Annotated in this window: 12 protein-coding genes and 1 rRNA gene; 2 read left to right on the forward strand and 11 right to left on the reverse strand. The window is 72.0% G+C overall.

From position 1 onward, the window contains the following. The 5 genes from ACFYX0_RS43570 to ACFYX0_RS43590 form a co-directional block, all read right to left on the reverse strand. The coding region (locus ACFYX0_RS43570; RefSeq protein ID WP_388980292.1) for an alpha/beta hydrolase at positions 1–779 on the reverse strand (779 nt) is incomplete at its 3' end. 868 nt (positions 780–1647) lie between these two features. Further along, positions 1648–3390 carry a DNA repair protein RecN gene (recN, locus tag ACFYX0_RS43575; RefSeq protein WP_355924170.1) on the reverse strand — a complete coding sequence of 581 codons (1743 nt, stop codon included), beginning with the start codon at positions 3388–3390 and terminating at the stop codon, positions 1648–1650. A 90-nt stretch (positions 3391–3480) separates the two neighbouring features. Then, a complete protein-coding gene (locus tag ACFYX0_RS43580; protein WP_355924172.1) occupies positions 3481–4386 on the reverse strand; it encodes an NAD kinase in 906 nt (301 codons plus the stop codon). Next, positions 4383–5198: a TlyA family RNA methyltransferase gene (locus tag ACFYX0_RS43585; RefSeq protein WP_388980295.1), complete on the reverse strand. Its 816-nt coding sequence runs from the start codon at positions 5196–5198 to the stop codon at positions 4383–4385. The genes ACFYX0_RS43580 and ACFYX0_RS43585 overlap by 4 nt, the downstream gene beginning before the upstream one ends. A 56-nt stretch (positions 5199–5254) precedes the next feature. Beyond that, complete coding sequence (locus ACFYX0_RS43590) at positions 5255–5572, reverse strand: hypothetical protein (protein WP_388980298.1); 318 nt, start codon at positions 5570–5572, stop codon at positions 5255–5257. A gap of 42 nt (positions 5573–5614) precedes the next feature. Between ACFYX0_RS43590 and ACFYX0_RS43595 the strand changes: the two genes are divergently transcribed. Next, the gene (locus tag ACFYX0_RS43595; RefSeq protein WP_355924178.1) at positions 5615–5962 is read left to right on the forward strand and encodes an SCP2 sterol-binding domain-containing protein; all 348 of its coding nucleotides are present in this window, start codon (positions 5615–5617) and stop codon (positions 5960–5962) included. Between the two features lie 43 nt (positions 5963–6005). Here the strand turns inward: ACFYX0_RS43595 and ACFYX0_RS43600 are convergent, their stop codons facing one another. From ACFYX0_RS43600 to ACFYX0_RS43615, 4 genes are read right to left on the reverse strand one after another with little or no spacing between them, the layout of a single operon-like run. Then, positions 6006–6875: an ABC transporter ATP-binding protein gene (locus ACFYX0_RS43600; RefSeq protein WP_388980301.1), complete on the reverse strand. Its 870-nt coding sequence runs from the start codon at positions 6873–6875 to the stop codon at positions 6006–6008. Further along, positions 6872–7909, reverse strand: coding sequence for a FecCD family ABC transporter permease (locus ACFYX0_RS43605; protein WP_388980303.1), 1038 nt, complete (start codon positions 7907–7909; stop codon positions 6872–6874). Before ACFYX0_RS43605 ends, ACFYX0_RS43600 begins: the two co-directional genes overlap by 4 nt. Continuing rightward, the gene (locus tag ACFYX0_RS43610; protein ID WP_388980306.1) at positions 7906–8949 is read right to left on the reverse strand and encodes a FecCD family ABC transporter permease; all 1044 of its coding nucleotides are present in this window, start codon (positions 8947–8949) and stop codon (positions 7906–7908) included. The genes ACFYX0_RS43605 and ACFYX0_RS43610 overlap by 4 nt, the downstream gene beginning before the upstream one ends. A gap of 51 nt (positions 8950–9000) precedes the next feature. Then, positions 9001–10029, reverse strand: a complete 1029-nt coding sequence (locus tag ACFYX0_RS43615) for an HAD hydrolase-like protein (protein ID WP_388980309.1) — start codon at positions 10027–10029, stop codon at positions 9001–9003. A gap of 70 nt (positions 10030–10099) precedes the next feature. On the opposite strand from ACFYX0_RS43615, the gene ACFYX0_RS43620 reads away from it, so the two are divergent. Next, the gene (locus ACFYX0_RS43620) at positions 10100–11395 is read left to right on the forward strand and encodes a DUF1015 domain-containing protein (protein WP_388980312.1); all 1296 of its coding nucleotides are present in this window, start codon (positions 10100–10102) and stop codon (positions 11393–11395) included. 64 nt (positions 11396–11459) lie between these two features. Here the strand turns inward: ACFYX0_RS43620 and ACFYX0_RS43625 are convergent, their stop codons facing one another. Beyond that, positions 11460–12293 carry a hypothetical protein gene (locus ACFYX0_RS43625; protein WP_388980314.1) on the reverse strand — a complete coding sequence of 278 codons (834 nt, stop codon included), beginning with the start codon at positions 12291–12293 and terminating at the stop codon, positions 11460–11462. Between the two features lie 1314 nt (positions 12294–13607). Continuing rightward, a 5S ribosomal RNA gene (rrf, locus tag ACFYX0_RS43630) occupies positions 13608–13699 on the reverse strand; the annotation flags it as partial.

The raw sequence follows: 13699 nt of genomic DNA on the forward strand, positions 1-13699 counted from the left end.
TGCATCGCGAACTTCAGCGCGCAGTAGCCGCCCGTGGAGTCACCGATGACGCCCCAGCCGAAGGGGCTCACGCCCACCCTCCTGTAGTGGGACCGGACGGCGTCGGGGAGGTCCTTGGTGAAGAACGTCTCGACCTGCGGCCCGCCCGGCACGTCCACGCACTCCGTGTCCCGTGGCGGCACCACGGTCGGCCGCAGCATCACCAGGATCATCGGCTGCATCTTGCCCTGCTTGGACAGCTCGTGCGCCGTCCGCGGGTATTTCAGCCCCTTGATGAGCGCCGCGGCCGTACCCGGGTAGCCGGTGAGGACGACGCCCACCGGGAACGAGCGCGTGCGGAACGCCGGCTGGAAGTACTCCGGCGGCAGGTAGACGTACGCGGGCGCGGCGATATGGGTCTTCGGTCCGAATATGGTGACCCTCTGAATCTGGCCGCCGATCTGCGGCCGCGCGCCACCCGAGACGTTCACCGTCTGCGTGCCGAGCACCTGGAGGGGGCCGCCGCTCGATCCCGCGGCACCGTCGTCGACGACCTCGCCCTGCCCGTTCTCCTCACCGAGCAGATCGGACCAACTGGCGTAGAACCCGAAGGTCTGGTTGGCGGCCAGTCCGAGCGCCGCGATAACGGTGAGCTGGGTGGCGAACAGCAGGCCGACCCGTCCGCCGACGGCCTGCCAGTTGCGCCGCGCCAGCGTCGGCCAGTACCAGACCGTGCCTACGAACAGCAGCACGGCCAGCACCAGCGCCAGCACCAGCACTTTGTTGCTTGTGAGACCCATGGGCTCTTTCCCTAGACTGCGCTTTCCGTCCCCTGGAGCGCACTCACGCCTTCGCGCGGGCTTGCCCCGGACTTTCCTTCGGTTTTGAACCGACTTTGTGATCGGGGAGTGAACCTCACTCCCCAGGACACCGCCCTCGAGGTGCAATGCGGCCGGATGCCCGGACAGGCGCCGGACCCAAGGCCACTCGCAGAACTACGAGATGCGATGTCCGTCAGGACAGATGAGAAAAAGCCGGGTCAGGTTCCAGAACAATCTGTGGTGCGGCGCACATTTCGCGCGCACCGCACATGGCCGAGGTCCTGCCGGTCCACCCTCAACCGAGACCTGAAGGGATTGCCTAAAGAGGCTTACCAAAAGCTGAAAAAGCGCCCTCTACCCTTAACAAGTCTTACTGAAGATTTGGCCTGCCTGGGTCTCGCGAAAATATCCAGGAGGTATTCCCGCAATGGCCTGCGGCGTCAGGCTCGACCAGCGGTCAGCAGAGCCACCGGTCGAGGAGCGCCGGCCAGAGGAACCCCGTGTAACCCTCGAAGGCGGCCGGGTCGATCTCGCTCAGGAGTTCCGAGACCGGCGGTGGAGTCGGCGAAGCAGGCCACGCCATCCGGAGTGACGTAGTAGACCGCTCCGGTCTCCGGCTCAACGCCGAACGACGACTCGTAGGCGACGTCGGGGCGGGCCGCGCGTACAGCCCGACGGTCCGCCCCGCGTGGTTCGTCCGCTCCCGGCGGCCGGGCCCGCCCGGCGCCAGGGCGCGCAGGGCGGGCGTGGCGGCGCGGGTGACGGGCGCGGCGCGGACGAACGAGACGGTCCGGCGAGAGCACATGATCATCCCGTCGCCCTGCGGGAGCCGGCCCGACGCTTCCGGCTAGCCGTCCGCCCGCGCCGTCGCCAGCAGTTCCTCCGCGTGCGCCCGGGCGGTCTCCGAGTCCTCCTGGCCCGCCAGCATCCGGGACAGCTCGCGGACGCGGTCCTCGCCCTCCAGCACCTTCACGCCCGACCGCGTCACCGATCCGTCGTTCGTCTTCTCCACCAGCAGCTGCCGGTCGGCGAACGCCGCGACCTGCGGCAGATGGGTGACGACCACGACCTGCGCGGTCTTCGCGAGCCGGGCCAGTCGCCGCCCGATCTCGACCGCCGCCTTGCCGCCGACGCCCGCGTCGACCTCGTCGAAGAGGTAGGTGGGCACGGGGTCCGTCCCCGCGAACACGACCTCGACCGCGAGCATCACCCGGGACAGCTCACCGCCCGAGGCGCCCTTGGCGATGGGCCGCGGCGGCGCGCCCGGGTGGGGCGCGAGCAGCAGCTCGACCTCGTCGACGCCCGACGGCCCGTACGCGACCGTACGCCCGCCGACCTCGACGCCGTCCGGGTCGTCCGTCTGGCGGAGCTCGAACGACACGCGCGCGTGCGGCATGGCGAGCGAGGCCAGCTCGGCGGTGACGGCGGCGGCGAACCGCTCGGCGGCCTCCGTCCGCGCGTCGGTCAGCGCCTGGGCGAGCGCGCCCAGTTCGGTGCGCAGCCCGTCCCGTTCGGCGGTCAGCTCCTCGATCCGGTCGTCGTCGCCGTCGAGTTCGGTCAGTCGCGCGGCGCTCTGCTCGGCCCAGGCGAGCACGGCGCCCACGTCCTGGCCGTACTTCCGGGTCAGCGCGGTGAGCGCGGCCCGCCGCTCCTCCACGGCCGCCAGCCGCAGCGGATCGGCGTCGAGGTCGTCGGCGTACCCGGCCAGCTCCCCCGCCACATCGCCCAGCAGGATCCCGATCTCCCCGATCCGGTCGGCGAGCCCCGCCAGCGCCGGATCGTGCGACCGCACCGCCTCCAGGGCCCGGTGCGCGCCCGCCACCAGCGTGGCCGCGTCGACGCCCTCGGGGTCCTCGGGATTGCCCGCGAGGGCCGCGTGCGCGGCGGTCGCCGCCGAGGCGAGCGCCTCCGCGTGCCCGAGCCGCTCGGCCTCCTCGGCCAGCTCCACGTCCTCGCCGGCCCGCGGCTCCACGGCCGCGATCTCGTCGAGCCCGAAGCGCAGCATGTCGGCTTCCTGGGCCCGCTCCCGGGCCCGCGTGGTGATCTCCTCCAGCTCGGCGGAGACCGCCCGCAGCCGCCGGTAGGCCTCGCCGTACTTGGCGAGCGGCGTGGCGACGGCGTCACCGGCGTACCGGTCGAGCGCCTGCCGCTGCCGGGACAGCTTCAGCAGGCCCTGCTGGTCGGTCTGCCCGTGCACGGCGATCAGTTCGTCGGCCAGTTCCGCCAGTACCCCGACGGGCACGGAGCGGCCGCCGAGGTGGGCCCGCGAGCGTCCCTCGGCGGACACGGTACGGCTGATCAGCAGCGCCCCGTCGTCCAGCTCGGCCCCGGCCTCTTCGGCGCGCACGGCGGCGGAGGCGCCCGGGGGCAGAGTGATCCGTCCCTCGACGACCGCGTTCTTCGCGCCGATCCGCACGAGCGCCGGGTCCGCGCGCCCGCCGAGCAGCAGACCGAGGCTGGTGACGACCATGGTCTTGCCCGCACCCGTCTCACCGGTCACGGCGGTGAAGCCGGGTGACAGCTCGACGACCGCGTCATCGATGACTCCGAGCGACCGTATCCGCATCTCCTCCAACACGGAGAAGACCATACGAGGTCGGGCTGGGGATGTGCGAGCGGCCCTGTCACCCCGGAGGGGGACACTCGCTCGCGCATACCCGGCCCGTACCCTTCAGTGGGGCTAGTGAGGCGCTCCCCGCCACCCGGACACGGGCAGGGCGAACTTCGCCACGAGCCGGTCGGTGAAGGAGGCGTGGTGCAGCCGGGCGAGCCGTACCGGGACCGCTCCCCGCCGCACCTCGACCCGCGCGCCCTGGGGCAGCTCCACGGTGCGCCGTCCGTCGCACCACAGCACCCCGTGCGGGGTGTCCGGCTGCACCTCCACGGCGAGCACGGAGTTGGGCGAGGTCACCAGCGGCTTGGCGAACAGCGCGTGCGCGCTGATCGGCACCATGAGCAGGGCCTCCACCTCGGGCCACACCACGGGCCCGCCAGCGGAGAAGGCGTACGCGGTGGATCCGGTCGGGGTGGCGCACACGATGCCGTCGCAGCCGAACCCGGTCACGGGCCGGCCGTCGATCTCCAGGACGACCTCCAGGAGCTTCTCGGCGGAGACCTTCTGCACGGCCGCCTCGTTGAGCGCCCAGTCGGTGTGCACGATGTCGCCGTTCTTGTGCACGACGACGTCGACGGTCATGCGCTCCTCGACCTCGTACGCCTTCATCACCACGCGGTCGACGACCCGGTCGAGGTCGTCGCGCTCGGCCTCGGCGAGGAAGCCGACCCGGCCCAGGTTGATGCCGAGCATCGGCACCCCGGAGGCGCGGGCGAACTCGGCGCCGCGCAGCAGGGTTCCGTCACCGCCGAGCACGATGAGCAGTTCGCACCCGTCGAGGCATTGCGGAGTGGCCTCCTTGACCAGCTCCACCTCCTCCGGCAGCGGCAGGTCGGCCGCCTCCGCCTCCAGGACCCGTACGCCGATCCCGCACCGCACGAGACCCTTGACCACCAGCTCGGCGCTGCGAATGGCCGCAGGCCGCCCGGTGTGGGCGAGCAGGAAAACAGTACGAGCTGAGTTCTGTGTCAACGCGGCCCCTCCGCCACTGCACGGTCAACATCGGCCGGGTCCAGAGCGGGTGCCCCGGCTCGCAGCCACAGAAAGTACTCGACGTTGCCCGAGGGTCCGGGCAGGGGACTGGCCGTCACGCCCTTCACGCCGAGCCCCAGCTCCCCGGCCCGCTCGGCCACCCCGCGCACGGCCCCGGCGCGCAGCTCGGGGCTGCGCACCACACCGCCGCTGCCGAGCCGTTCCTTCCCCACCTCGAACTGAGGCTTGACCATCATCACCAGGTCGGCATCCGGCTTCGTGCACCGCACCAGGGCGGGCAGCACCAGTCCGAGCGGGATGAAGGACAGATCCCCCACGACAAGATCCACAGGTTCCCCATCGATCGCTTCGAGCGTCAACTCCCGTACGTTCGTACGGTCTTTGACGGTGACGCGTTCATCGCTCTGGAGCGACCAGGCCAATTGTCCGTACCCGACGTCGACGGCGACGACCTGGGCGGCACCCGCGCGCAGCAGGACGTCGGTGAAGCCTCCGGTGGACGCGCCGGCGTCCAGCGCGCGCCGTCCCTCGACCGTCAGACCCTCGGGCATGAAGGCCTTCAGCGCGCCCGCCAGCTTGTGGCCGCCCCGGGACACGTACTCGGGGTCGCTGTCGTCCTGCACGACGACGATGGCGGCCGCGGTCTCCACCTGGGTGGCGGGCTTGGTCGCGACGGTCTTGCCGACGGTGACCCGGCCCGCGGCGATCAGCTGGCTCGCGTGCTCGCGCGAGCGCGCGAGCTTCCGGCGGACCAGCTCCGCGTCCAGACGGCGGCGTGCCACTCCTGCCACGTTCGGTTCAGCTCCTGCTCTCGTACGGTCGTCTGACTGGTGTGACCCGAAGGGTCTCATCGAGGGGCGGTGGTCGGGTGACGGGCGGGAGCCGGGGGTCCCGGGCGCGCGTCGAGTGCGGTGAGCACGTCACGCAGCCCCTGGTGTACATCCTCGTACACCTCGACATGGCCGTCCGTGGCGAGGTGGTCGGCGTCGGCCAGCCGCTCCAGCCGGGCGTCGACCTCGGCGTTGCCGGTGGGGGTCCGGTCCACGTGCAGCGGGGCCGGGGCGGCCGGGTCGTCCTCGGGTTCGGCCGCAGGTTCCACCGGGGCTTCGGTCGCGGGGTCGGCCTGCGCCGCTGCCGCCTCCGCCGCGGTCACAGAGTCGCTCATGCCCCGACGCTACCTCGTGGCGCTGAGGTACCGTCGCTCACGATGGCCACCATTGAGGAGTGCCGCAGGGCACTCGAAAAGTTTTCGGACAACCTGGCGGGCGCCGACGGGGACGTGCGCGCGGCCGCGGCCCTGGACCGCTCGCTCAGCTGCCGTATCACCGACCTGGACGTCACCTTCGTCGGCCGCCTCCAGGACGGCCGGATCCGGGTGCACGACACGCTCCAGGGACCGCCGCCCGACAAGGCACAGATCAGGCTCGCGATGACCGGCGACGACCTGGTGGAGATGGTCGACGGCCAACTGCACTTCGCGAAGGCGTGGGCCTCGGGCCGGGTGAAGCTGGAGGCCGCCCTGCTGGACCTGCTGCGCCTCAGAAAGCTCCTCTAGCCACCCCGGGGCCCCGTGGTGGCTCCCGGGCCCCCGTGGCGGCTCAGGCGGCCTCCTCGGCCGCGACACGCGCACGTGCCCGGCGGGCCGCCGGGACCACCAGCGGAGTGCCGGTCTCCGGGTCGTCGATGACCTGGCAGCGCAGCCCGAAGACCTTCTCGACCAGCTCCGCCGTGACGATGTCGTTCGGCGCTCCCTCGGCGACGACCTCGCCGTCGCGCAGGGCGATGAGATGGGTGGCGTACCGCGCCGCGTGGTTGAGGTCGTGCAGCACCGCGACCAGCGTCCGCCCCTGCGTCTCGTGCAGTTCGGCACACAGGTCGAGTACGTCGATCTGGTGCTGGATGTCGAGATAGGTGGTCGGCTCGTCGAGCAGCAGCAGCGGGGTCTGCTGGGCGAGCGCCATGGCGATCCACACCCGCTGCCGCTGGCCCCCGGAGAGTTCGTCGACATAGCGGTCGGCGAGTTCGGCGACCCCGGTCTGCGTCATCGACTCCCGGACGACCCGCTCGTCCTCCCCGGACCACTGGCGCAGGATCCCCTGGTGCGGATAGCGCCCGCGGGCCACCAGGTCGCCGACGGTGATCCCGTCCGGCGCGATCGAGGACTGCGGCAGCAGGCCCAGGGTCCGTGCGACCTTCTTCGCCGGCATCGACTGGATGACCTGGCCGTCCAGCAGCACCTGTCCCTGGGACGGCTTGAGCATCCGGGACAGCGCCCTCAGCAGGGTGGACTTGCCGCAGGCGTTGGGCCCGACGATCACGGAGAAGGAGTTGTCGGGGATCTCCACGGACAACCGCTCGGCGATCACGCGCCGGTCGTAGGCCAGGGTGACGTCGGCGGCGGAGAGGCGGTTCACGGTGCTCCTTGTGTCGTTCGTCTCGGGTCCGTCCAGGGCGCTCGGGGCACTCATACGCGGCCCGCCCGGCGCTCGGTGACCAGCAGCCACAGCAGATAGAGGCCGCCCAGGACCCCGGTGACCACACCCACGGGCAGCTGGTCGGCGCCGAAGGCCCGCTGCGCGGTCCAGTCCGCGACGATCAGCAGGGTGGCGCCCATGACCATGGAGGCCACGAGGTTCGGCCCGGGTGAGCGGGTCAGCCGGCGGGCGAGCTGCGGCGCGGTGAGCGCCACGAAGCCGACCGGGCCCGCGGCGGCGGTGGCTCCCGCGGTGAGCAGCACGGCGGACACCATCAGCAGCACCCGTACGCGCTGGACGCGCACCCCGAGGGCATACGCCACGTCGTCGCCCATCTCCGTCATCCGCAGCCCCCGCGACTGGCCGAGGACGAGCGGTACGAGGACCGCGCACAGCGCGAGCAGCGGCCACACCTGGTCCCAGTCGCGCCCGTTGAGGGAGCCGGTCATCCAGACGACCGCGCGGGCCGCGTCGACGAGGTCGGCCTTGGTGAGCAGATAGCCGTTGACCGCGGTGACGACGGCGCTGACGCCGATGCCGACCAGGACCAGCCGGTAGCCGTGCACGCCCTGCTTCCAGGCCAGCAGATAGATGGCGAACCCGGTGGCGAGTCCGCCGACGAGCGCGCCGAGGGCGACCTGGGTGACGCTGCCGGAGAACAGCACGATCACCACGAGTGCCCCGGCCGTCGAGCCCTGCCCGAGGCCCAGCACGTCCGGACTGCCCAGCGGATTGCGGGAGATGGACTGGAACAGGGCGCCGCCGAGCCCCAGTGAGGCACCGACCAGCAGGCCGACGAGCACCCGGGGCAGCCTGAGTTGGGTGACGATGAACTCCTGGCCCGGGTTGCCGCCCCCGAACAGCGTTCTGATGACGTCGCCGGCCGGGATCGAGAAGTCGCCGGTGCCGATCAGCAGGACGCTCGCGGTGAGCGTGGCGGCCAGCAGCAGAAGGACGACGGTGAACGCCCGGAGGTCCAGGCGTGCGGAGAGCCCGCCCGGGGTGCGCAGGGTACGGGTGGTCTTCACAGCTGTGCCGTCCTGCGTCGTCGTACGAGGAAGATGAAGACCGGGCCGCCGATGATCGCGGTCACGATGCCGACCTGGAGCTCGGCGGGCCGGGCGACGACACGGCCGATGACGTCGGAGCCGAGCAGCAGCACGGGCGACAGGACGGTCGCGTACGGCAGGATCCAGCGCAGGTCGGGGCCGGTGAAGGACCGTACGGCGTGCGGGACCATCAGCCCGACGAACACGATCGGGCCGCAGGCCGCGGTCGCCGCACCGCACAGCACGGTGGCGGCGGCCATGGCGAGGGCACGGGTGCGGTTGAGGCCGGCGCCGAGGGCGCGGGCGGTGTCGTCGCCCATCGCCACGGCGTTCAGCGGACGGGCGAGGCCCAGCGCGAGGGCCGTGCCGGCCACGAGGAAGGGCAGGACCTGCCGGATCGTCGAGTCGGTGGCCGAGGCCAGCGAACCGACCGTCCAGAAGCGCATCTTGCCGAGCGCCGCATCGTCCGTGATCATCACGGCCTGGAGATAGCCGTAGAGCGCCGCGCTGATCGCGGTCCCGGCGAGCGCGAGCCGCACCGGGGTGGCGCCCCGGCTGCCGCCGAGGAACCACACCAGGGCCCCGACGGCGGCCGCGCCGAAGAAGGCGAACCAGACATAGCCGCTCAGGCTCGTGACGCCGAAGTAGGTGATGGCGGTGACCACCGCGGCGGACGCGCCCGCGTTGATGCCGAGCAGCCCCGGGTCGGCCAGCGGATTGCGGGTGAGCGCCTGGAGGACGGCACCGGACAGGCCGAGCGCGGCGCCGGCGAGCAGTCCGAGCACCGTCCGCGACAGCCGGTCGCCGACGACCACGTCGGCATAGGTGCCCGAGTCATGGAACAGACCGTGCCAGACCTGCTGCGGCGAGAGCCCCTTCGCCCCGACCGCGATGCTCGCCAGCACGACGAGCGCCAGGATCACCAGCGAGAGCAGGAGCCCAAAGGACCGTATCGCCCGGCGGGTTGGGGGCGCGGGGGCGGTCTCCTCGCGCGGTTCGGGAGGACTGTCGACCAACACGAAGTTAGGTTAGCCTACCCTCGCTAATCGCTGGAGGGCCACCCTCCCGGCTCACAGGCCCAGTCGCGCCAGCGCCTTCCCCCCGTCCAGCTCGCAGACGCCGTCGCCGGCCACCGTCCAGGCCGCCGCGCACAGCGCCCGCAGACCGTCCAGGGCCTCGCCCTCGCCCGTCAGCTCCAGCTGTTCCCGACCCGCCGTCGCCGTCCAGCCGCCACAGCGGAAACCGTCGCCCGTGGCCTCCACGTCCGGCTGACCGGTCAGCAACCCCCGCAGATCCGCGTCGACGTACGTCGGCCGGTGGTGCGCGGGAGCGGCGAGCAGCTGGGCGCCGTCGGTCACCCCGGTCAGCACGAGCAGCGAGTCCACCTCGCCGTTGAACGCGCCCTCGATGTCCGTGTCGAGCCGGTCCCCGACCACCAGCGGCCGCCGGGCACCGGTCCGCAGGATCGTCTCCCGGTGCATCGGAGGCAGCGGCTTGCCCGCCACCTGCGGTTCGGCACCGGTCGCGATCCTGACGACCTCCACGGCCGCCCCGTTGCCCGGTGCGATGCCGCGCGCGCTCGGGATCGTGAGATCGGTGTTGGACGCGAACCAGGGCACCCCGCGCGCGATGGCGTAGCACGCCTCGGCGAACCGCCCCCAGGCCATCTCGGGCCCGCCGTAACCCTGCACCACGGCGACCGGATCGTCGTCGGCCGACTCCACGGGCTCGAGACCGCGCTCCCGCAGCGCGACGCGCAGCCCGTCACCGCCGATCACCAGGACCCGCGACCCGCCGGGCACCTGCTCACTGATCAGCCGGGCGACCGCCTGCGCCGAGGTGACCACATCCGCCGCCTCGGCCGGTATCCCCAGCTCGGTGAGGTGCGCGGCCACCGCGTCCGGCGTGCGCAGCGCGTTGTTCGTCACGTACGCCAGATGCATGCCGCCCGATCGAGCGGTCCCGAGCGACTCCACGGCGTGCACGATCGCCCGGCCGCCCGCGTACACCACCCCGTCCAGGTCGAGCAGCGCCGTGTCGTACGCCTCGCTCAGGGGGCGCGCACTGCCCTCGGGCCGCGTCCTGACGGTCTGGCTCATTGCACATCGCTCCTCGTTCGCTCGTTTCCCCGATCATCCCCCACGGCACTGACACACTTACGATGCATCAATGAACACTGCAGGTCCCCGGGACGTACCAGCGGGCAAGGGCCTTGAACTGACCCCTTTCCGGGGCCTGCGCTACGACCCCGATCGGGTCGGCAGCCTCGCCGCGGTCACCTCCCCGCCGTACGACGTCGTCGTACGCCCGGACGGGCTGCTGCACCTCGAATCGGCGGATCCGCACAACATCGTCCGTCTGATCCTGCCCCAGGCGGCCACCCCGGCGGCACGCAACAAGCAGGCGGCCAACACCCTGCGCCGCTGGCTCGACGAGGGCGTCCTCAGGGCCGACACCGAGCCCGGTCTCTACATCTACGAGCAGCGCGGCAACGGTCTGCTCCAGCGCGGTGTGATTGGCGCGCTGCGTGTGTCGCAGCCCTCGGACGGTGTGGTCCTCCCTCATGAGGACGTGATGCCGCATGTGATCGCCGACCGTGCGGCCCTGATGCGCGCGACCTCGGCCAACCTCGAACCCTTGCTGCTGACCTACCGGGGCAGCGGAGCCGCGACCGGCGCGGGGGCGGTCATCGAACGCACCGCCGAACGTTCGCCGCTCCTTCGCACCACCACGGAGGACGGATTCAGCCATCGTCTGTGGGCGGTCACGGATCCGGCCGAGGTCGCCGAGATCCAGTCGGAGCTGGCCCAGCACCAGGCCCTCATCGCCGACGGCCACCATCGCTGGGCGACATATCTGCGTCTACGCGCGGAGCACGGGTCCCCCAGCCCCTGGGACTACGGTCTGGTCCTCCTGGTGGACACCGCCCGCTACCCCCTGCGGGTGCGCGCGATCCACCGTCTCCTGCACCGCCTCCCGGTGGCCGACGCGCTGTCCGCCCTCACCGACCTGTTCCGCGTCCGCGACCTGGCCGTCCCCCTGCCCGAGGCCCTGGACGCGCTGGCCGAGGCGGCCGGCCACGGCAACGCCTATCTGCTGGCGGGCGACGGCGCCTTCCATCTCGTGGACCGGCCGTCCCCGGAACTGCTGGCCCGTACGGTGCCCGGGGACCCACCGGAGGCCTGGCGCACCCTGGACGCGACCGTCCTGCACCGGACGCTGCTGGAACACCTGTGGCGCATCCCCGAGGACTCGCCGGAGCACATCGCCTACATCCATGACACGGCCGCCACGGTCGAGAAGGCCGAGCGCATCGGCGGCACGGCCGTACTGATGCATCCGGTCCGCGAGGAGGTCGTACGCGAGCTGGCCCGCCAGGGCGTCACGATGCCCCGCAAGTCGACGTCGTTCGGTCCGAAGCCGGCGTCGGGGCTGGTCCTGCGGATCCTGACCCTGACCTCCTGAGGCGCCCCGGACACAGGAAGGGGCGGGATCCCTGTCGGATCCCGCCCCTTTCGGTGTGCGAGGGTCAGTCCCGGTCGCCGGCGCGGCGCTCGGTGCCGTCCTCGTCGTCCTCGTCGTCCGCAGGGTCTTCGACGTCCGCGGTCGGCGACTCGGAGGAGGACCCGTCGCCGTCGTCCTCGCCGAGGCCGGCCTCGTTCTTCCCCTCGTCGTCCGCCGTCTCGTCGAGCGCGTCGACGAACTCCACGCCGTCCAGTTCGGCGAGCCGGTCGGAGGCGTCCGTGCTGCCGTCCTTGTCGGACTCGACGGCCTTGGCGAACCAGTCACGCGCCTCGCTCTCCCGCCCGGCGGCGAGGAGGGCGTCGGCGTACGCGTACCGCAGTCGTGCGGTCCACGGCTGCACGGAGTTGGAAGCCAGCTCCGGGCTCTGCAGGGTCACGATGGCGGCGTCGAGCTGACCCATGTCACGGCGTGCACCGGCGGCGACGAGCCGCATCTCGACCTGACCGGCCTTGTCGAGCTTGTGCACCTCGGGCGCACCGGCCATGTCCAGCGCCTTCTCGGGCCGGCCGAGGCCGCGCTCGCAGTCCGCCATGAGGGGCCACAGATCGATGTTCCCGGTCATCCGCCGGGCCGCCCGGAACTCGGCGAGCGCCTCGCCGTACTTCTGGTTGGCGTACGCGGCGAAACCGCCGGCCTCGCGCACGGCGGCGACACGGGACGCGAGCCGCAGCGCGACCTTCGAGTAGGCGTACGCGCCCTCGGGGTCCTCGTCGATGAGCCTGGCCACCATCACCAGGTTCCTGGCGACGTCCTCCGCGAGGGTCTTGGGCAGGCTCTGCAGCTCCTGCCGTACGTCCTTGTCGATCTCGTCGCCCGTGACGTCCTCGGGGATCGGCAGCCGCTTGATCGGCTCCCGGTCACGATCACGCTCGTCACGGAACCGGCCGCCGCCGCGACGGTCGTCCCGCCGGTCGTCACGACGGTCATCGCGCCGGTCGTCACGGCCTCGGAAGCCACCGGGACGGCCGCCGCGGTCGTCGCGACGGGGGCCGCGCGCACCGCGGTCGTCACGGCGGGGGTAGCCGCCGCGCTCGTCGCGGCGCTCATCGCGGCGATCGTCACGCCTGTCGTCACGGCGGTCGTCGCGCCGGAAACCACCCCGGTCGCCACGCTCGCCGCCACGGGGGGCATCGCGCCGGTCGTCCCGGCGGGGGTAGCCGCCGCGGTCGTCACGGCGCTCGTCGCGCCGGTCGTCACGACGGTCATCGCGGCGGAAGCCACCCCGGTCGCCACGGTCCTCACCGCGACGATCGTCACGCCGGTCGTCCCGGCGACCGAAGCCGCCGCGCTGGTCGTCCCGGCGGAAACCGCGGTCACGGTCGTCACGGCGGAACCCGCCGCGGTCGTCGTCGCGGCGGAAGCCGGGACGGTCGCCGCCGTCACGACGGAACCCCCCACGGTCGTCGTCACGACGCTCGTGGCCGCGACGGTCGTCAACGCGACGGCCGTAGCCACCACGGTCGTCATCCCGACGCTCGTGGCCGCGACTGTCGTCGTCACGGCGGCCGTAGCCACCGCGGTCCTCATCGCGGCGGAAGCCGGGACGGTCGCCGCCATCACGACGGAACCCACCACGGTCGTCATCCCGACGGAATCCGGGGCGGTCGCCGTCCCGACGGAATCCGGGGCGGTCGCGGTCGTCACGGCGCGGGCCGGCCGACCGGTCGTCGCGGCGGAAGGAGGGGCGTCCACCGTGGTCGCGGTCCCGGTCATCACGACGGAAGCCACCACGGTCGTCACGACGGTCATCGCGGCGGTCATCACGACGGAAACCGCCACGGTCGTCACGACGGTCATCGCGCCGGTCGTCCCGGCGCTCGTCGCGCCGGAAACCGCCACGGTCATCACGGCGGTCGTCGTCACGACGGTCATCGCGCCGGTCGTCGCGGCGGCCATAGCCACTGCGATCGCCGTAGCCACCACGGTCGTCACTGCGGCGCGGACCCCCGCGGTAACCGCCGCGGTCACCACTGTCCCGGCGGCGTTGGTCGCGCTCAGGACGCTCGTCGGGAGAGTTGGTGGACATGGGTGACTCCTGTCTTCGGTACCGCAAAGCCATTCTCGCGCAGCCGGGTACCCGGCGCGCATCGGAAAAACAAATAAGGACCCTTGGTCCCAGCGAGTCGCTGGGACCAAGGGTCCTCCAAAGATTGTTCGGCGGCGTCCTACTCTCCCACAGGGTCCCCCCTGCAGTACCATCGGCGCTGTAAGGCTTAGCTTCCGGGTTCGAAATGTAACCGGGCG

It is taken from the genome of Streptomyces sp. NPDC002573 (assembly GCF_042889625.1).
Lineage (GTDB): Bacteria > Actinomycetota > Actinomycetes > Streptomycetales > Streptomycetaceae > Streptomyces > Streptomyces gibsoniae.